Origin of the sequence: Embleya sp. NPDC059213, assembly GCF_042754445.1 — a bacterium.
Classification (GTDB): domain Bacteria; phylum Actinomycetota; class Actinomycetes; order Streptomycetales; family Streptomycetaceae; genus Embleya.
In genome coordinates, this window is sequence record NZ_JBHZAV010000029.1 from 1 (window position 1) to 19112 (window position 19112).

Annotated in this window: 17 protein-coding genes and 1 pseudogene; 5 read left to right on the forward strand and 13 right to left on the reverse strand. The window is 70.5% G+C overall.

Annotated elements, in window-relative coordinates; translation table 11 throughout:
* Positions 1-85: 85 nt before the first annotated feature.
* The gene (locus tag ACFXMF_RS13905; RefSeq protein ID WP_379992629.1) at positions 86-1474 is read right to left on the reverse strand and encodes a protein kinase; all 1389 of its coding nucleotides are present in this window, start codon (positions 1472-1474) and stop codon (positions 86-88) included.
* Between the two features lie 351 nt (positions 1475-1825).
* On the opposite strand from ACFXMF_RS13905, the gene ACFXMF_RS13910 reads away from it, so the two are divergent.
* A complete protein-coding gene (locus ACFXMF_RS13910) occupies positions 1826-2152 on the forward strand; it encodes a hypothetical protein (RefSeq protein ID WP_360320164.1) in 327 nt (108 codons plus the stop codon).
* Between the two features lie 109 nt (positions 2153-2261).
* Here ACFXMF_RS13910 and ACFXMF_RS13915 read toward each other — a convergent pair whose 3' ends face one another.
* From ACFXMF_RS13915 to ACFXMF_RS13935, 5 genes and pseudogenes are all read right to left on the reverse strand, one after another.
* Positions 2262-2696 (reverse strand): hypothetical protein, encoded by a 435-nt coding sequence (locus ACFXMF_RS13915; protein WP_379988354.1) that lies wholly within the window; start codon positions 2694-2696, stop codon positions 2262-2264.
* Positions 2697-2894: 198 nt separating this feature from the next.
* Positions 2895-4086, reverse strand: a pseudogene (locus ACFXMF_RS13920) (IS3 family transposase).
* Positions 4087-4442: 356 nt separating this feature from the next.
* Positions 4443-5009, reverse strand: coding sequence for a S1 RNA-binding domain-containing protein (locus ACFXMF_RS13925; RefSeq protein WP_379988352.1), 567 nt, complete (start codon positions 5007-5009; stop codon positions 4443-4445).
* Positions 5010-5551: 542 nt separating this feature from the next.
* On the reverse strand, positions 5552-6238 hold the full coding sequence (locus tag ACFXMF_RS13930) for a hypothetical protein (RefSeq protein WP_379988351.1): 687 nt from the start codon (positions 6236-6238) through the stop codon (positions 5552-5554).
* A 115-nt stretch (positions 6239-6353) separates the two neighbouring features.
* Positions 6354-7049 (reverse strand): hypothetical protein, encoded by a 696-nt coding sequence (locus ACFXMF_RS13935; protein WP_379988350.1) that lies wholly within the window; start codon positions 7047-7049, stop codon positions 6354-6356.
* A gap of 504 nt (positions 7050-7553) precedes the next feature.
* Here ACFXMF_RS13935 and ACFXMF_RS13940 point away from each other — a divergent pair.
* Positions 7554-7961: a DUF397 domain-containing protein gene (locus tag ACFXMF_RS13940; RefSeq protein WP_379988349.1), complete on the forward strand. Its 408-nt coding sequence runs from the start codon at positions 7554-7556 to the stop codon at positions 7959-7961.
* 336 nt (positions 7962-8297) lie between these two features.
* On the opposite strand, the gene ACFXMF_RS13945 is transcribed toward ACFXMF_RS13940, so the two are convergent.
* The 6 genes from ACFXMF_RS13945 to ACFXMF_RS13970 form a co-directional block, all read right to left on the reverse strand.
* A complete protein-coding gene (locus ACFXMF_RS13945) occupies positions 8298-10118 on the reverse strand; it encodes a HEAT repeat domain-containing protein (protein WP_379988348.1) in 1821 nt (606 codons plus the stop codon).
* A 911-nt stretch (positions 10119-11029) separates the two neighbouring features.
* Positions 11030-11362, reverse strand: a complete 333-nt coding sequence (locus tag ACFXMF_RS13950; protein ID WP_379988347.1) for a hypothetical protein — start codon at positions 11360-11362, stop codon at positions 11030-11032.
* A gap of 335 nt (positions 11363-11697) precedes the next feature.
* Complete coding sequence (locus ACFXMF_RS13955) at positions 11698-12102, reverse strand: type IV toxin-antitoxin system AbiEi family antitoxin domain-containing protein (protein WP_379988346.1); 405 nt, start codon at positions 12100-12102, stop codon at positions 11698-11700.
* On the reverse strand, positions 12099-12953 hold the full coding sequence (locus tag ACFXMF_RS13960) for an IS5 family transposase (RefSeq protein ID WP_379988345.1): 855 nt from the start codon (positions 12951-12953) through the stop codon (positions 12099-12101). Before ACFXMF_RS13960 ends, ACFXMF_RS13955 begins: the two co-directional genes overlap by 4 nt.
* 104 nt (positions 12954-13057) lie before the next feature.
* Positions 13058-13504: a universal stress protein gene (locus ACFXMF_RS13965; RefSeq protein ID WP_379988344.1), complete on the reverse strand. Its 447-nt coding sequence runs from the start codon at positions 13502-13504 to the stop codon at positions 13058-13060.
* Positions 13505-13641: 137 nt separating this feature from the next.
* Positions 13642-14169 carry an HPP family protein gene (locus ACFXMF_RS13970; RefSeq protein WP_379988343.1) on the reverse strand — a complete coding sequence of 176 codons (528 nt, stop codon included), beginning with the start codon at positions 14167-14169 and terminating at the stop codon, positions 13642-13644.
* A 247-nt stretch (positions 14170-14416) separates the two neighbouring features.
* Between ACFXMF_RS13970 and ACFXMF_RS13975 the strand changes: the two genes are divergently transcribed.
* From ACFXMF_RS13975 to ACFXMF_RS13985, 3 genes are all read left to right on the forward strand, one after another.
* Positions 14417-15301 (forward strand): universal stress protein, encoded by an 885-nt coding sequence (locus tag ACFXMF_RS13975; RefSeq protein ID WP_360320131.1) that lies wholly within the window; start codon positions 14417-14419, stop codon positions 15299-15301.
* On the forward strand, positions 15298-15912 hold the full coding sequence (locus ACFXMF_RS13980; RefSeq protein ID WP_360320128.1) for a hypothetical protein: 615 nt from the start codon (positions 15298-15300) through the stop codon (positions 15910-15912). The genes ACFXMF_RS13975 and ACFXMF_RS13980 overlap by 4 nt, the downstream gene beginning before the upstream one ends.
* 218 nt (positions 15913-16130) lie before the next feature.
* Positions 16131-18557, forward strand: a complete 2427-nt coding sequence (locus tag ACFXMF_RS13985; protein ID WP_379988342.1) for a glycoside hydrolase family 65 protein — start codon at positions 16131-16133, stop codon at positions 18555-18557.
* A 16-nt stretch (positions 18558-18573) separates the two neighbouring features.
* Here the strand turns inward: ACFXMF_RS13985 and ACFXMF_RS13990 are convergent, their stop codons facing one another.
* Complete coding sequence (locus tag ACFXMF_RS13990; RefSeq protein ID WP_379988340.1) at positions 18574-18864, reverse strand: SHOCT domain-containing protein; 291 nt, start codon at positions 18862-18864, stop codon at positions 18574-18576.
* Positions 18865-19112 lie beyond the last annotated feature (248 nt).

Consider the following 19112-nt stretch of genomic DNA (forward strand, 5'->3'; position numbering starts at 1 on the left):
CCGTAGTCCCAACTCGTGAGCAGGAGACATACCTCCCGCTCACGAGTCGGGCGACGACCGCCCCCACCACTCCGACGTTCACGAATCACGAAGTCCATCGCGCGCCCGGCTCCGGAGTCTCACCCGATTCGGCGATGGCACCACACCTGTTGCACCGGCTACCTTCATGCAGACCAGAGCCGAGCTGCATCAAACCTGGAATACATGCGCCAGGGCAACAACTCGAACCCCCAGAGAAGACATCAACCGCGTGAATCCCGGTGGCGGCCCGTTCAAGGTCGCCGAACACTGCAACGGCGTGCGGGAGTGGACCCGGGAACGACACTGCGCTCCGTCGAGTCGATCCCGCCGACTGCGGAACCCGACCGCGGCCCGGTTCCCGGCGGCCGTCAGGAGCTTGCGCATACCGCGTCCGCCATAGCCCAGGTGACGGCCCACGCTCGCGGCGAAGTCGACGAACCTGCGCCCGAGACGACGCAGCCGGCGCCGGACGGCCCCTTGTTCCGTGCCGCCCACACGCGCCGTGCGTCGTCGGGGGAGGTCCTGCCTTCCGGCGCCTCCGGCTCGCCGTGTGCCGGTTCCGGCGTGGCCGGTGCCTTCCGTGGCGGTTGGGCGGCGAGTGGTGCCGGGTGCTTCGGCGCCGCCCCCACGGGTGGCGTCGCGGTGGCGGTGTCGCCGTCGGACGCGAGCGGGGGCGCGGGGGTGCGGAGTACGGCCGAGGCGGCGAGGAGGATGGCGTGGGTGGCAACCATCCGTGGTCCGGGCCGACGTGGGTGGGCGGGGCGGGGACCATGGTGCGGGCGTCCCGGGCGGTGGGGCGTGTCGCGGGGCTCTTGGAGAGGGCCGCCTCGATCAGGGGCGCGAGCGGGGCGGGGAGTCCGTTCAGATCGGGGGCGCGCGTGGTCAGGTTCGCGAACAGCACGGGCAGGGTGTCGCCGGGGAACGGGGAACGGGGAACGGGGAACGGGGAACGGCCGGTGGCCGCCCAGGCCAGGACGGCGGCGGCGGAGAACACGTCGCTCTCGGGCCCGACGTCGGAGCGTTCGAACTGTTCGGGGGACATGAACCCGAGTGTGCCCACGGTGTGGCCGGTCCCGGTCAGGCCGGTCGCGCCGGCCGGGAGCGCGATCCCGAAGTCGACGACCCTGGGGCCGTCGACGCCCAGCACGATGTTCGACGGCTTCACGTCCCGGTGAACCAGGCCGGCCGCGTGGATCCCGGCCAGCGCGGTGAACAGGCCCGCGGCCAGCTCGCGCAGTGACGTCTCGGGCAGCGGCCCGAACCGCTCCACCGCCGCGCTCAGGGGAATCCCCGGCACGAACTCCGTGGCCAACCAAGGAACTTGAGCGTGAGGATCGGCGGCTACGACCGCGGCGGTGAACGCCGAGCCCACCTTCCGCGCGGCCGCGACCTCTCGCACGAACCTGCGCCGGAACTCCCTCTGATCGCCGACCAGCAGGTGCGGGTGCACCATCTTCACGGCCACGGCGGCACCGTCGGGTGCCCGCCCGAGGAACACGCGCCCCGGCGTCTACGCCGGCGGGCACCCGCCGTGCCGGTGCGGTGCGGGCAGTGCTGGTCCACCGATGTCGACCAGGAGGCCGCCGGCCTGTGGCGGTGCCACCGGTGCCGGTACGAGTGGGGTGTCGAGGCTCGGTGGCACCCGCGCGAGGTGCTGCTGCCGCTGCTTCCGCCGACCGCGGCCGAGGACCGGGCGGTGGTGCGCTCCGCCAGCCCCGCGGCGCGCCGACCCGTAGGACGTTGGACCGGCCGAGGGCCCGAGCCGTTGCTCGGGCCCGCGTTGGACGCGTACGAGCCGGCCCCGGTGACGTCGGCGGAGGTGGCGTCGCCGCTGCCGCTCACGGTGGCCGGCCACGCATCCCGGATCCTCGATCACCTCGCGGCCATCGCGCTCGATCCCGACGCGGACCCGGCGGCCACCCTCGCCATCCTGCGCGACACGGCCATCGCGCTCGACACCGTGATCACCAGCACCACCCGCGCCATGACCCCAGGGGCCCGTACGGGCGCCCGAGATGCCCCGGCGGGTATCGGATACCCGGGAAGCCGTCCCAGGCTCGCAGAAGCCCACGCGGGGCCGCTGACAACCGCGCGCGCCACCGGTGACGTCCGGTCGCAGAAAAGCCCCTGATTCGGAAGGGACGCGGTTCCCCGGGGCCGGTTCGTCGGCGGGTGGTTCGTGGCCTCGGGGCACGCGAAAGCCCCGCTCGGGGCGGGGCTTTCGCGTACGGGCGGGTCGATCAGGTGCAGACGTGCCAGTTGCTCCAGCCGCCGCTGTAGACGTTGCACCAGTACTGGTTGTCACCACCGAGTACCTGCACGATGGGGGTCGAGCCCGCCCACCACGTCCAGACGCCGTTCTGGATGTTGTTGCTGTCGCCAAGGGTGGCCCAGGTGGACCATGCCCCGCCCGCGCTGTATTGGTAGCTGTGCCAAACCTGGTGGTCGGAACCGATGAGAACGTACTCGTCCCGTCCGTCCGGCCAAGTTATCTTCGGATAATCGGTGTCACACAGGAACGTGGCGTCCGCTGGGCCACCTATCAGCCACCAGGTGGTAGTACATTCCCCGCCGGCGCGGGCCTGTGCTGTCTGTGCTGCCTGTGCGGTCGAGAAGGGGCTCAGCACGGCGACGAGGGCCAGGGTCAGGGCGGCAAGAATTCCGGGTTTCTTCATGGGCTCCCCCAGGGACGGTGTGTCGGCACCCCAACGGATCTTCACCGTTGGTTGGCATAAGAGTGCTGATCGGAGCCACGAACCGCCAGGGAATGGACAGCGTGATCTGAGCATGTCTCAATTTCGATCATCGCCGGATCACCGGGTGTGAGTGTGGGGTGAGCTGACCCGGGTTTTATAGAGTCGGCTTGTGGTTGTTCAGGCGGTCTGTGTGTCTTGTTCCTGGCTCGCCCAATATTGCTGTTCGTACTCGACCGGTGGCACGTAGTCGAGCGCCGAGTGCAGGCGCTCGTCGTTGTACCAGGTCACCCACTCGGACACGGCGCGTTCGACCTGGGCGAAGTCGCGCCATGGGCCCTGCATTTCGATGAGCTCTGCTTTGAAGGTGCCGTTGAGCGCCTCGGCCATGGCGTTGTCGTACGAGTCCGCGACCGAGCCCACCGACGCGGACGCGCCGATGTCGGCGAGCCGGTCGGTGTAGCGAATCGATACGTATTGCGACCCGCGGTCGCTGTGATGGACCAGGCCGGAGTCCTTCTTGATCCGGCGCCGCCACAGCGCCATCTCCAAAGCCTTCGGCGGGAGTTCGGTGCGCATGTGCTCGGCGGCCTGCAGCCGACGATCATGCGGGAGTGCACGTCCAGGACGAACGCGACGTACGCCCACCCCGACCAGGTCCGGACATACGTCAGGTCTGCGACCCACAACCGGTCGGGCCGGTCGGCCGCGAAGACGCGGTCGACCAGGTCTGGCGGGCGCGGCGCGGCCGGCTCGGGGGCGGTGGTGCGGCGGCGGCGGCCGCGGATGACGCCCTCGATGCCGAGTTCGGCCATCAGGCGTTCCACGGTGCATCGGGCCACGATGTGGCCTTTGCGGCGCAGGGCGCGGGTAATCCGCCTCGCGCCGTAGGTGCCGCCGGAGTCGGCGTGCTCCTGCTCGATCAGCGGCATCAGCTGTTCGTCGCGCAGTCGGCGGGCGGACTTCGGGCGCTTCCGGCGGGCGAAGTACGTCGACGGCGACAAGTCCAGCACCCGGCATACGGGATCGACCCCGAGGCCACGCTCGCGCAGGTGGCCGATCACCTGCTCGGCCTCGTCCGGGGACGGTCGATCTCCTGGGCAAAAGACACGGACGCGGCCTTGAGGATCTCATTCGCCCGACGCAACTCCGCGTTCTCCCTGCGCAGTTGCTTGAGTTCTTCGCTTTCCGCCGTGGTTATCCGGTCGCCGCGCTCGCCGGCGTCGGCCTCGGCTTGGCGGACCCAGTTCCGCAGGGCCTCCTTGTGGATGCCCAGGTCCCGAGCGATATGCGCGACCGGCCGCCCGGAGGTGCGAACCTCGCGGACCGCCCGTTCCCGCAGCTCATCGGGGTATTTACGTGATGCTGGCATAGCTTGTGGTGCCCCTTTACGCCGGGCACCATAACCCGGCTTCCGGGACTCCACCAAACTCGGATCAGCTCATAGAGATCGCAAGGGCCCCGAGACTGGGAAACGCCAAACAAACAAGGCTCGTTGGCCCCCGAGCTTCCGGACGAGACGCTCCGATCACTCGCCCTCGGCCCGGTTCCGGAGCAAATTGCCCAGACAAGTTGCCGGGCCAGACAATCGCCGAATCTGTTACGACGACCCAACGTGGACAAACCCTCGGCTCGGTCAGAAGACCACCCGGGCTCGATGACGATGCCGACCACCCGGATGGGAAAGCAAGGGACACCACCGGCTCCCCGGAATCCGAGCCCTTCCCTTCATCCGAGGGGCGGCGGGTATGCCTCCAACCGCCCTGGCCGGTGCTCTACGAGGCTGAACCGAACCCGGCGACGACGGAAGTTGATGTCGGCGACCGTGACGACCACGGCGTCCCCTTCTCGCCAGACACGCTCGGGGGCATCGGGCGTCACCCGCTCTTCCTCCGTCCTGGGCAGCAGTCCCTCGATACCGCCCTCGACGCGGACGAAGACGCCGAATGGGACGATCTTGGTGACAACTCCGGCAAGGTCGTGGCCCAGCCGTGTGCGGGCGAAAGGGACGAGCGGATCGGGCTGCAGGTCCTGCAACGACAACGAGACCCGTTCGCGGTCCATGTCGACGTCCAACACCACGACGCAGACCTCTTCCCCCACCTCGACCACATCGGACAAGTGCTCGACGTGGTTCCACGACAGATTGGCGACGCTCACCATCCCATCGAACCCACCCAGGTCCACAAAGACCCCGAAACCGGCGATCGAGGAGACCACACCCCTGCGAACCTGGCCCAACTCCAAGGACTCGAGAAACGCCCGACGCGCCCCCCGCTCCGACCCACCGGCCATACGACCACCCTTCCGTTCCCGGGCACGACAGCGATCCACCCTGCCACCGGCGTACGAACCTACATGCGACGACGGGAAACGATCACTTGCAGCGCGGGAAATCGCTCACAGATTCGAACCCCACGTGCAGGTCACAGGAACTCGTGAACGGCCCTCCTCACACAGGGCGTCTCGGCGTCGACGACCCTGCCGATCGAGATCCCCGGCGACGCCCGCGACTTGGTCCCGGTCTGCGACGGGATGACGTTCTTCGGCACCGGACCCAAGGTCCGTATCGCTCTGGGCCGGTGAGTTCCCGGGCGGAATCCTGCTCGACGACATCAGGCTCCGCGATTCCGCAGGTCACGGGCGTGCCTGTGGTGAAGGGCTCGGCGAACCGGCCGTGGTTCGGCACGTGTTCAAGAAGGACTTCACCCTCCTTGCCGGGGGCGTGCGCGGGGCAAACGGACAGGGCCGCCGGGCAACCGCGATCGATCTCGTCTCCGGGCGGGTCGTCGGTCCGCCCGCCCGGCGTCGGTGGCCGCGGGTCGGACCGTCGCGTCTCACTCCGGGGTGTAGTCGGTGCAGGCGAGCAGGAAGCCCTTCGGTGCCCGGGCGTCGCCGACGGTTGCGGCGATGACGCATCCGGGGGGCAGTACGGGCTGGATCGGTGGTCGCGGCCGGGTGTCGGTCGGGTCGTCCCGGGTGATCGCCGCGGCGTACGCCCTGCCGAGTCCGCGGGTCGCCAGGTAGTCCGTGCAGCCGGGTTGTGACTCGTGGGCGAAGCAGCCGTGGTCGACGGCCTTGACGTAGCGATCGGATCGTGGGTCGAGGCCGCGTGCGCGCAGCGTGCGGGCCTTCGCCAGGGCGGTGTTGGTCTCGGCGATGGAGGGTTTGGCGGGTATGCGCGGGAGTACCGGTTGCGCCGGGGCGCGGGTTTCGCCGGCCGGCGTCGGGGCGTCCTCGACGGCCGGCAATGCGGGTGGCGGCTCGCCGGGCACGGGAGCGTTCGTGTCCGGCGTCGGGGAGCCGGGAGTCGTCGCCCCGGACGGTGGGGGGTCGACCGGGTCGGGGCCCGGTGTCGGCTTCGTCGTCCCGGTCGCCCGTGTTGCCTCCGCGTGGGGGTGGCGATTCTCGACCTGTGTGCACGCGGCGGTCACCAGGACCGCGCTTCCCGCGATCAGAGCGGCCACCATGCGTCCGGTCACGGCATCGGCACCGATGCGGCCGGTGCGTCGGGCGCGGTTCATGACGTGACTCCCTCGATGGATGAACTGGGCGTGTCCGCCGGGGAGATCATGCCGGGTGTCGGCGCGGGAAGCGACGGGGAATCCGTTCTCCTGTTCATCCGGCGTCGTGGGGCTCCTACCCGCAGCCGCAGCCGCAGCCGCAGCCGCAGCCGCAGTCGGTGTCGATGCCCTTGCCCGGGAAGCGCGCCGTCACCACCACGGCGGCACGATCGGGAGTGGCGGCGGAACGCATGCGGATACCCGGGGTGGGGCGACGGGTCGTCGTCACGGCGGTGGTACGGGTGGACGGGGCGGGGTGGGGCCGGTGCGCGGGACGGGCGGCCGGGGCGGCACCGGTGGCCTCGCGTTCGGTCGGGGCCGCGATCTCGTCGGTGATCGCCTGGGGACCGCGGACCGTGTACGGCGCCCCGCCGCCGGTCGCTCCCGGGAACGGATCGAGGCCCGGGCCCGGAACATGCCCTCCTCGACGTAGTACATGGAGCGGCCGGTGAGTGTCCCCTTGCGCGGACGCACCTCCGGACGCCGGCGTCACCTCGGCGATGTGCCCCCAGGGCGGCGCGGTTCGGCCGGCCGTGTCGTGCAGGACGAGCGCGTCGGGGGCCGATCTCGAAGCACTGCCCGGCCCGCACGTGGGCGAGCACCACGGGATCAGCGCGGGGCGCACGTGTGCGGTCGCCCGGCACGCGGACGCGACGAAGCCGGTTGTTGCGGTGGGTGGATCGGCCTCGGCGAGTGCCTTGCGGGCGGAATCCCCCAGGGTGACGGCGGCGAGGCACCGGAGCACCCGGTCCCGGCCGGACACGGGAGTCACCGGCCGGGGTATCTCGTCGATCAACGGCCGCCTCTCGCCGAGGAGTTGTCGCGGAGCGCCCGCAGGTTCGTGTCCGGACCGCAAGCCATGGCCTGAATTCCGGCCGGACGGAATTCAGGCCGGTTCGACCTCGTGTACACGTGCTCCGTGTGCTTGCTGGCTCTGTGGTCAGGGTGCGCGGTGCCGGCGACTCCGGTGCGGATGGTGTCGATCATGTGGCCGTGAAGGGCCTGTTCCAGAGCCGATGGACGGGGCGACGCTTCGGATACGTCGTCCCACGCCCGATCCGCCGACGCCTTCGAGGACCTCGTGGGGAGGCACATGGAAGTCCGGCCCACCGCCGGCTCCGGAGACGCGACGGACCGTTGCGACCGTCCCCGACCCGCTCGTGCCGGGGAACTCCGCCCTTCTCCGGCCGGATGTCGAGGGCTCCGAGGTTCGTGGCGTCCCTCGCGGACACGTCCCTGGGCCGTGACGCACTGGGGGCACCTTCCGCGACACGGCGTGGCCGCATGCCCGACGGCCGCGAAGCTGCCGCGTCTCCTGGGTGTGGGACCGATCAGTGCCGCGCAGATCCTCGCCGGTTGGTCGCATGCCGGCAGGTTCCGTTCGGAGGCCGCGTTCGCGTCCTTCGCCGGCGCCGCACCGATCCCCGCGCCCTTTGGACCAACCGACCGGCACCGCCTCGGCCGTGACGGCGACCGACAACTCGACCGCGCGCTCCGCACGATCACGGTCATCGGGATGCCGGCCGACTCCCTTTCCGGGGTGGAGTGGGTGAAGAGCACGGCCAGCAATGCCGAGGGAAACTGCGTCGAGTTGGCGACCCTTCCGGACGGACGGGTCGCGCAGCAGGACAGGGAAGCGGCCCGGGTCTTGTGGTTGCAGGGACCACAGACGCGTTTGCCGTAGGCCTGCACGTTGGTCAACTTCTTCGTGCTGCCGCAGCCGGCGCACTTCGACTGCCTGACGGGTTCGGTCGGAGGACGGTTCCTGCATCGGCGCTGCACACCGGGGTTCGTTGCCGTCCTCCGCTTCTTGGCGACGTGTCTGCGGGAGACCGCGTGGCGGATGTCGGATGCACGTGTCCGTCGGGGCCTGCCCGAACAAGTCGGCCGCGGTGATGCCCAGGGCCGGTGCCATGGATTCGGATACAGCTCCACGAGGAGCCCCGCAGGTCCGACGCGGACCGGGCTTACGGCCCGAAGGGTGTACTTCTCCTCGACTCGCCGTGTGGTGTCGTGCCGTTCACGCGAGCATCCGTGTCGCCGCTGACCGCAGTCGGGTGTCCGGGGGCAGTTCGGTGGGCGGCGCGAAGATGTCGTCGTCGGGCAGGACGCGACGGTCGGTGGTCGCCCAGTGCTCGAGGTGCGGCCGCAGACGGGCGGGGTGGGGAGGGCCGATCGCCAGGAGCGTTTCGAGCGCGGGCAGGGGAAAGGCTTCGGCGAGATCGGTCAGGATCGGCACGGCTGTGGAGCGGTCGCCGGTGATGCGCCAGTGGGCTTCGGCGGCGTACAGCCGCGTCCATGCGTGGTCGTCGGCGAGGAAACCCTCGACCAGGGGGAGCAGTGGTGCGGCCGTCGGGCCCAGGAGGCCTGCCTCCTCCAGGCATCGCCAGTCGTCCTCGAGGCGGCGCGCCAGCACGTCCAGTGCCGGTGCCGGGTCGGCGCCGAGGCGGGCGGCGGCGACCGTCGCGGCGGTGGCGAGTTCACCGGGGTTGCCGCGGGCGGTGTGGGCGAGCAGGCCGAGCAGTTCGGTGTCCCGGATGCCCCAGTCACCGAATCGTCGTACGAGCGTCACGGTGGGGCGTCGGCGCAGCAGGTCCTTGAGGTCCCGCAGGAGGGTGCGGGCGGCGTGGGGTGTCAGGGTGGTGAGGAGTTCATCGGGACATGCCTTCGGGTGGCGAAGTGCGAGTCGTTGGTGGTCGGGGTCGTGGGTGCGGGTGGCGAGCGCGACCAGTGCCCTGGGCTCGGGGTCGGGGACGGCGGTGAGCAGACGCGCGTCGCCGAGGAGGCCGAGGGCGAGTTGGGTGAGTTCGGCCGTGGTGGTGTCGGCGAGCGCGTGCGGGATGAGGTTGTCGCCGAGCGTGGTGTCGGGGTGGGGGGTGTCGGGGGCCCAGCGGATGACGGCGACGAGCAGTTCGGACAGGTCCCAGGGCGTCGTCGTGCGGGGGAGGGCGGCGGAGAGCAGGGCGAGGGTGTCGTTCTCGCGGTTGCGCCAATGGGTGGAGAGTTCGTGGGCGCGGCGTGAGCCGCGGCCTTCGACGTTGCCCTGCGCGATCCAGGCGCGGGCCACCGTGGCGGTGGCCTCCGCGTCGTGGGCCAGGACGGCGGCGACGCGGGAGTCGGTGTCGCCGATCCCGGGGAAGAACTCGATCCGGTTGACGGCGAGTTCGCGGTCGCCTCCGGCGTCGGCCAGGACCGCGACCAGGTCCGCCGGGTAGGGGGCGGCCTCCCGTGCCAGCAGCGCGAGGGCGGCGACCGCGCGGACGGCGGCGACCGGGTCCGTGAGCGCGTCGCGGAGCCGCCGTGTGCGGGCCCGTGGGTCGGGGTCGATCCGGGTGAGGACGATCAAGGCTTCCGCGCGTACGGCGGGAACCGGGTCCGTCGCGTACGTCGCGGCCAGTTCGCGCGTCGCCGCCGGCACGGTATCCGCGCTCGCGCGGCGGGCGACCCGTACCGCCTGACGGCGCACCTGCGGGTCGCCGTCGCGGAGCAGGTGCAGCAGGCCGGGGACTTCGGCACCGACCCGCGCGTGCCCCTCCTCCTGGTCGCCGCGATCGGGCTCGGGTCCCGAGCCCCCCGCGCCCGCGAGGAACGCGAGCGCGGACGCTCGTCCATGGGCGGCGTGCACGGCGGCGTGGGCCAGGAACGGCACGGCCGCCACCGCCGCCGGATACACCGATCCCTGGTGCAACGCGCGGTTGAACAACTCGCCCAGGGCCCTGTCGGCGCGATCCTCATCGCCCGCGTACAGGGCCCGGATCCGGTCCGGGACGTCATCGCCATCCCCGTAGGCGTGGTACAGCGACGGCCAGTCGATCGTGTCGAGCTCCTCGGGTGATCTCACGCCGGCGAACTGTAACGCCCGGGACCGTCATGACACGGTGCACCGCTCGCGACGGGGACGGTCCGGGCGGTGTCGGGCAGCGGCGAGGGCCTGCGGATCGGGATCTCCTCCACGCCGTCCGCCGAGTTCCGACACCCAGTGGGTACCCGTCGGAGACCGGTCGGCTGCGGACGGCCGGGCAGGCGGCGTCATGTGAGTACTCGGCTGGGTATGTGTGCGGACGCCCCGGAGTGGGCGGGCTCGTAGCGTGCTCGGCATGGAGAAGACGGTTTCGACGCCACGTGGTGGGATGCACGGGTTTGTGGCCGCGCCGGCCGGGGTTGCGATGCTCGGGGTGTTTGCGGTGATGGCGATGGGTGGATCTGTTGGCGCTCTACGGTGTTGCGGACGGGGCGGGGGTCTGTGACGACGCCGCGTGTCGGGCCCGGTATCGAAGTGACTTTCGGTGGATGCTCGGGATCTGCGGGCTCAGTTTCGTGGTGACGCTTGTCGGGTTAGCGTCGGCCGCGTGCCTGCGGCGGCGGTTCGTGATCGGGGTGCCGGTGTTGATCCTGGGGTTGGCGCTGCAGCTCCCTGGGCTGGGGTTGGTCTAGGGTCGCACCGCCGCCCGCCGCCCGCCGCCCGCCGCCCGCCGCCACGACCCTCCCGCAAACCCTCGGCGCGCTCCTGGCCGGCGCCGCCGACGCTCCCGGAAACCCCGGCGACGCCGTCGAGATGCGCGTGATCGTCGACGGCTTCCTCGAGGGCCTGGACGTCGAACCCCCCGGCCCGACCGAGATTACGGACTGGCACCCCGACACCGAACCCCGCGTCCTGCAGGGCGGCGAATCCGCGTCCGTCGCCGATCGGTGCGCCGGTCCCGAACCCGGTGGGAACGGGCCGTCGGGACGGGCCGGGGCCCTCGCATCCGGTCACGACTCCATGGATTCCTCGAAGGCGCCCAGGCTGATCAGACTCACGCGGTGATCCCAGGCATCCCATCGCACGTACTTCTGCGCGCCCGGGTAGTAGGTGTCGTAGCCCACGAGTTCGCCGTAGGTCTCGTCCGTGTGCACCCGGCCGGGTTCGCCGAAGGCGGCCAGGAACTGTTCGTACGACGTCAGATGCGCGAAATTGGACAGACAAGGACCATGGCCTGCGAAGCGGACGACTTTCCCGGCGCGAGCCCGATAGGTGAGCTCGTCGGCGCAGTACAGGAATCCGTCCGAGAGCACGGCGTGGTCGACAACCTCGTCGAGGGTCAACCGTCGCCCTTCGGCGTCGTAGTGCTCGCTCTCGATGCCGGTCCCGCCGTGATATCGACGGACTATGGAGGACTTGGGCCTGGAGGATGTTCCCGCGTGGAACGTCGGTGGCCCCGGTCCCCAGGGTTACACCGTTCATCGTCACGGTCGTGACGTCGAGGCGAGGCCGCGACAGCACCTCCGGGTTGTCGAGGGTTTCGATCACCGACGAAGTCCAGGAGCAAGGCCGCTCGGTCGGGGGCGGGGTTGGGCGGTGACAGGATCGGCCGCGAGCCCATCACCTCGACGCCGGGACCCAGCACGTCGTGGGCGGTCCCGGCTGTTTTGAGAGGGCGTTAAGTCCGTTTCTGATAGCGGCCGCGTCCGGGTTGTTCGAGGAGCCCTTGGCGGACGAGTCGTCCCAGGCGGGAGCGGGTGACGTTGATCGAGGGCTCGTCGGTGGGTAGGCCGAGGTGCTCGTGCAGATCGCGGACGCGGAACACCTGGCCGGGATGCTCGTTGAACGTGGTCACGATGTGCTGGTAGGCGGTGGCGGTGGCGGTCTCCGCAGGGTCCGTCGCGTGGTCGGGAGGGGTGAGGTCGTCGATGACCCTGCGGGTGGCGGCAAACTCGTCCAGGCGGGCTTCGGTCTCGGCGAGGGCGGCGGTGAGCCGCTCGATCCGCTCGCGCAGGTTGTCGGCGTGTGCTGCGGTCTCATCGTGTTCCGTCTGCAGCGACCGCAGGAGGTCGGCGACGTTCACGCTGCCAGATCCACGTCGTCCCGCCAAGTGGGGGTAGGGGCGGTGAGGCGTCGGAGCATGCCGGCGGTGGAGGCCCGGTAGACGCGGGAGGCCGCGTTGTCGGGTCGGTGGTCGTAGTCGCGGGCGAGGCGCCGGTGCGGCATGAGGGTGCCGTTGACCTGCTCGACCACCCACCGCTTCGGTTGCGGGACGAAGCCCTTGCCTGCGTCGTCGGGGTTGCGTCGGACCACCTCGACGGTGATGTCCCTCACCGCTCCGTGGACGATCACGGCATCTTTGAATCCCCGGTCGACCAGGACCTTTTCCAGACGCATCCCGCATCGTTCGGCCGCCTGGTCCGGCAGGGCGATGCCGGCCTCGTTGTCGTGCGCGCTCGCGGCGAGGATCACGACACCGATGATCGGGCCCGGCACGTCGACGGCGAGCCCCCGCTTCCTGCCGGGTGTCTTCTTGTTCGCGTCCAGGCCCGTCGTCTCCTTCGGCACCCCGGCCGCCACACGGACGGACCGGGTGTCGATGATCACCAGGGACGGGTCCTCCAACCGTCTGGACCGCTCCCGCACCCGGCAGCGCCGGATCTCCTGGATCCGCTGGTCGAGGCCGTCCGGGCGCCACAGCGTGAAGTAATGGAACACCGCCGACCAGGCCGGGAGGTCGTGTGGCGGGAGCCGCCACCGACAGCCCGTCCGGTTATGGTGGAGCAGCGCGTTCACAACCTCGCGCAGGTCGCAGGAGCCCGGGTCGCCGGTCGCCGACCGCGCCACCCGCTCCTGCTTCCACGCGGTGGCCGGCGGCTCGATCAACGCCCACTGCTGGTCCGACAAGTCGGTTGCGTACGGCATCCGTTCCATGCCCGCGACCCCCGCCATGCACACGACATCACGCGAGTGTGAAACAGTCCCATCACCCACGAACGGGCGACACCACATCATCAGGAACGGGACTTGACGTCCTCTCAGGCGTCCGGTGCTGGGACGAACACCACCGGGGCAGCGCTGTGGCGCAGGCAGTACAACCCGGTGGGGCCGGGGATCGCGGGGCATTCGATGCCGCTGGTGCCCAGCAGGAGCAACCGGGCATCTCGCGCACGAGCGACCAGGACCTCGCCGGCCGTGCCGTGCAGCGGCGTGGCCACGATCCGCTCCGGCGGGGTCGGAACCCGCACCAGGTTCGCCAGCGCGTGCTCCAGCCGCTCGCGGGCCACCGACAGCGGGTCCGGGTGGTCCAGGGTCGGGCGATCCGGGTCGGCGTCCGTCCAGGCCGCGACCACGTCCAGGACCACGCCGAGTTCGGCGGCCTCGCGTGCGGCCCATCGCAGGGCGATCGCGGATCCGTAGGAGCCGTCCAGGCCCACCACGATCCGGCCTTCCGAGCGCTCGTGCGTGGCCTCGTCGGCCGGCACGACGCCCTGCCGGGGGGCACGCCCATCGATTCCCGGTCGAACCGGGTGCCGAGTGATTTCATGTCGAACTCCTTCGGATGGCCTTGCTGGTCTCGGTTGCGAGGAAGTGGCGAGTGTCAGCGGGTCGAGGAGGGCGATCAGGTGTGGCGCGACGGGGGAAGCACCGGTTCCAACCGGAAGAGCACGGGGCCGTGGTCGCGGGGGCCGTGCGGCGATGTACGTCCGGCGAGGGCCGTGACGAGGTCGCGGGCGGTCACCAGACCCACCAGGGTGTCGTCGTCCGTGACGGCGACCGCGTCCACCGCGTGTTCGGTCATCACATCGGCCACCTCGGCGAGCCGGGCGGAGATCGGCACCTGCGGTTGCACACCGCCGGGCAGCAGGTCGCCCACGTAGCGCTCGGAGAGCGAGATCGCCGGAAGAGCACACGCGACCGCGAGTTCGCCGCGATTCAGTAGACCCACGCAGCGGCCGTCCTCGTCCACGACGGGGAGATGGTGGAATCCGGTGCGCTGGATCAATTCCCAAGCCATCAACAGGGATTCGTCGTCGGCGACGGTAAGCAACGCCGTGCTCATCACGTCGACCACGCTTCGCTCCCGAACCGCCGCCTCTGCGGGGAGGGTGGATGCGGTTTCCGGGGCGGGTTCGCCGCTCGTCCTCATGACGCTCGCCTCCTGTGACTCCAGGGCCCACGATCACGCGGTTCGCCCCGTCTCCACGATCGAGCCCTCGCAGCCCCCGGCACGGGGCCGGTGGGGATGGTGGACCGGGCCGAAGGTCCCGGTCCGGCGGGACCGGGCAGCCCTGTGTCCGCCGGTCGAGCGGGCGCACGCTGAAGGTGAGGAGCGATCGGAGGTCGTAAACCCGGCCCGCAGCCCCGGACGTCGTTCGGCGACGATTGGACAAGTCATGAGCACCGGAACCCATCTACCCGACCTTGGGATCATGGTCGGCTACGACGGCTCGCCCGGTGGCGAACGCGCGCTGGTGTGGGGCGCCCACGCCGCCGCCGACGCCAAGATGCCGCTCCACCTGACGATGGCCATCCCGGCACCCGCCCTCGGCGGGCACGCTCGGCCGGACGAGGTTCGCAGGGGCGCCCGGGCCCTCCTGGAAGAGGCGGCGGTGCGAAGCCGCACGGCACACCCCCACCTGACCGTCGAAACCTCGCTGCTCGAGGGACCGGCTGCGAACGCTATCCTGGAAGCGAGCCGACGGGCGGAGACGATCGTGGTCGGTACTCGCGGCCACGGGGGCTTCGCGGGCCTGCTGCTCGGATCGGTGTCCCTGCGGGTGTGCGCGCACGCGACCTGTCCCGTGGTGATCGTGCCCGAGGCGGCCGACGAGGTGGACACCCCGAGCGTGGTCGTGGGCGTTGCCGATCACAGCGACGCCCCGGCGGTCGAGTTTGCCGTGGAGCGAGCCCGTCGCGTCGGCGGCAGGGTGGTTCCCGTGCACGTGTGGACCCTGACGATGGCGGGCTACTTCCCGGGCGTGGTGGCGCCCCTGCTCGGGGATCCGCTGGACATGGCGGCAACCCACGACCATCTCCTGACCGAGATCCTGGAGCCGATCCGGGCCAGGGAGCCGGACGCCACGATCGAGGCGATGGTCACGACCGGGGTGCCCGCCCACGCGTTGATCGGCGTCTCCACGCACGCGGATCTGCTGGTGGTCGCCGCCCACCGAGCCCATGGTCCCTTCCCGATGCGCCTCGGCCCCACCACTCACGCGGTACTCCACCACGCGTCCTGCCCGGTGGCCGTCGTGCCGATACCCGCCCGCGCGTCATGAACGGCCCGGGGCCGCGAGCGCACGGAACGCTCGCACGAGCACGGCGCCGGATTCGCGCGCTCCTGGGCCGCGAGCCGCTGTGTCGGCGATGCGACGTCACCCACCTGCGGTCGACGCTCGTGCTGGCGATCCTGGCCCTGATCCTGGTGCCGTTGGTCGTCCTGGCGGCCGTCCACGTCCAAATCGGTTTCGATGAGGCGGCGCGGACTCGCCAACTGGCGCATACGCACCGGGTTTTCGCCGTGCTGTTGATCAAGCCGCCCACCGTGGTCAGGCCCGGTGCCGAGACGGTGACGGCGACTGTGCGATGGGTCGCGGCCGACGGCACCGCCCACACCGGCGTAGCGCAGGTGCCGCTCGGCGGATCGGCGGGCGATACGACCAGAATCTGGCTCGACGCCGAGGGCCGGCCCACCACACCCCCGCCGACCCACGGGGCGATCGTCGTCGACGCGATCACCACCGGCATGCTCGCGCTCACCGCGGCGCTCACGGTCACGGCCGGAGCGTTCGGCTGGGAGCAACTGTTGGCCTCCCGCCGGCGAGCCCGCGACTGGGAGCGGGAGTGGGCGGTGGTCGAGCCGCGTTGGACCGGCCGAATCGAGCAATGAGCGCACGAGGGGCCGACGATCGGAGCACACATGCGACCCGAACGAGACACCACACCGGCGGCCGGACGCCTTGGCACGGCCGATCGACCACGCGTAGCCGACCAATCTCCACGACCCGCCGTGCTCACCATCCCGGGTGGCACGGGAACCGTGACGGGCAGCAAGGACCTGCGCTGGACGGCGGTCGTGCCTCGTCCGGGAGAACGGGTGGTGATCCGATGAGCAGACCCGGATGCCCACCGCCGCAGGACCCCTGGACGCTGGTCTTCCAAGGCTTCGAGGCCCGAGACGAGGGTCGGCGGGAGGCACTGTGCGCGGTCGGCAACGGCTATCTGGTGACCCGAGGGGCTGCTCCCGAGTCGCGTGCCGACGGGATCCACTACCCGGGCACCTATCTCGCCGGTCGCTACGATCGCCTGATTTCGACGATCGACGGCCGTCGGATGGAGAACGAGGATCTGATCAACTGCCCGAACTGGCTGCCGCTCACGTTCCGAGCCGGCGGCGCGACCGGGTGGTTCGGTGAGGACCTCACGACGCGGATCGTGTCCCAGCGCCTGGAACTCGACCTGCGTCGGGGGATCCTGACGCGGGACGCCCTGGTCGTCGACGCGGCCGACCGGCGCACCCGCCTGCGTCAACGGCGACTCGTGAGCCTCGCCGAACCGCACATCGCGGCGCTGGAGACGGTGCTGACCCCGGAGAACTGGTCCGGCCCGCTACACATCCGCGCGGAACTGGACGGCACCGTCGCCAACACCGGAGTCGCCCGCTACCGGAGCCTGGCCGGCCGCCACCTGACCCCGACCGCTCAGGGCAGCGAGAAGGAAGCCCTGTGGTTGCGCGTGCAGGCCGTCGGTTCCCCGTTTCACATCATCACGGCAGCGCGCACCCGCCTTCACCGCGATGGGGCGACCGTCGAGGCCGAGCCGGGACTCGAGTCAGCGCCCGGCCGACCCGCGCAGATCTTCACGATCGAGGCCGTCGCGCGGCAGTCGCTGACCATCGAAAAGACGGTGGCGGTATACACCTGCAGGGACCCGGCCGTCGGTGATCCACGAAGCGCCGCCATCCGCACGCTCTCGCGAACGAGCCCCTTCGACACCCTGCTGCGCGCCCACGCGACACGCTGGGAGCAGCTTTGGCGCCGATTCCGCACCGAGGCGGAGTTCACCGACCGAGCCGGCGAGGGCAACACCCTTCACCTGCACCTGTTTCACATCGCACAGACCCATTCCGAACACACCATCGATCTCGACGCCGGGATGCCGGCCCGCGGCTGGCACGGCGAGGGATATCGCGGACATATTTTCTGGGACGAGTTGTTCGTTCTGCAAACGCTCAATCTGCGCACACCGCAGATCAGCCGGGCCGTACTGGGATACCGGTACCGGCGCCTGGACGCCGCCAGACAGGCCGCCGCGGACGTCGGCCTGCGCGGAGCCATGTACCCATGGCAGAGCGCCGCCGACGGCACCGAGCAGGCCCCGAGCACCCACCTCAATCCGATGTCCGGACGGTGGCTCCCCGACCGCACACACCTGCAACGCCATGTCGGCCTGGCCGTTGCCTACAACACCTGGCAGTACTACCAGGCCACCGGTGACATCGACTTCCTGGAGACGTCCGGTGCGGAGATGCTGCTGGAGATCGCCCGTTTCTGGGCCGACACCGCCCGGTACGATCCCGTTCTGGAGCGCTACCGGATCCGCGGGGTGATGGGCCCCGACGAATACCACGACGCCTACCCCTGGGCCGACCGTCCCGGCATCGACGACAACACCTATACGAACGTGCTCGCCTCGTGGGTGCTCGCCCGCTCGCTCGACGCGCTCGACGCACTGCCCGGGTACCGACGCGACGAGTTGACGGAGCGACTCGACCTGACGTACGACGAGTTCGACCGATGGCGGACGGTCGCCCGCCGACTCCACGTCCCCTTTCACGACGGCGTGCCCAGTCAGTTCGCCGGATACGAGCGCCTCGCCGAACTGGACTGGCCGCACTACCGCCGGCGATACCCGAACAATCGGCGCCTCGACCGCATCCTGGAGGCCGAGGGCGACAGCGTGAACCGCTACAAGGCATCCAAACAGGCCGACGTGCTGATGCTCTATTACCTGTTCCCGGTCCGGGAGATCCGGCGCCTGCTGCGCCGCCTCGGATATCCGGCCGGGCACGAGATGACCCAGCGCACGGTCGACTACTACCGCGCCCGAACCGTGCACGGATCGACGCTCAGTTCGGTGGTGCACGCCTGGGTACTGGCCCGCACCGATCGCCGGCGGTCATGGCGATTCTTCCGCGACGCGTTGGGCGGCGACGTTCACGACGTCCAGGGGGGCACCACCGCCGAAGGCATCCATCTCGGGGCCATGGCCGGGACGGTGGACCTGATGCAACGGTGCTACACCGGGCTGGACACGCGTGGTGACGTACTGTGGCTCGACCCCTGTCTGCCCGCCCGCCTGAGCCGATTGCAGGTCGAGTTGCGCTACCGAGGGCACTGGGGCGTGGTGGTCGAGGTCGGTCGGCGGGAAGTAACCGTGAGCCTGCGCCCGGGGCAGGGCGGCTCGATCCCGATCGGGTTCCGCGGCTCGGTGGTCGAGATCCCGCCCGGCGGCAGCCGTACCTTCACGCTCTGAAACGCACCCGCGACCATCAGGCGCCGGGCGTATCCGATCCGCCGCGGCCATGACCCTTGTCCCCACGAAGTGTGTCCGCGCCGGTAGTCAGGACCGCCAGGCGCTCCCGGTACTCCTCGGTGTCGATCTCACCACGGGCGTAGCGCTGAGCCAGTACCTCGGTCGCCGACGAACCGGCCGGTTCCGAGGGCCCGCGAGCGTGCGAGGCGCCTCGTGCCAAGAACCACACCGCTGCGACGATCACCGCGATCAAAAGCAGCATCATCACCGATCCCCACACCCAGTTCCAGTTGTCGTCCTCGTACATGTGCCCCACCTGACGTGCGGGCGCCACCGCCAGGGCCGAAACCACGGCCATTGCCCTCACCTTCCTCGGACGCCGAACCGACTTCCACTTTCATGGTGCGTCGGATGCTCGACGAGCGCCGGAGCCGTTCGGCCCACCCGACGGGTCCGATCGACCCTTCCGAGGGGATGCCGCCGCGCCGGACGGTGGGGGAGTGGGCATCCGCCCCCGGCAGGACGAGGCGGACACACGTGCCGCCGCCGGGAGAC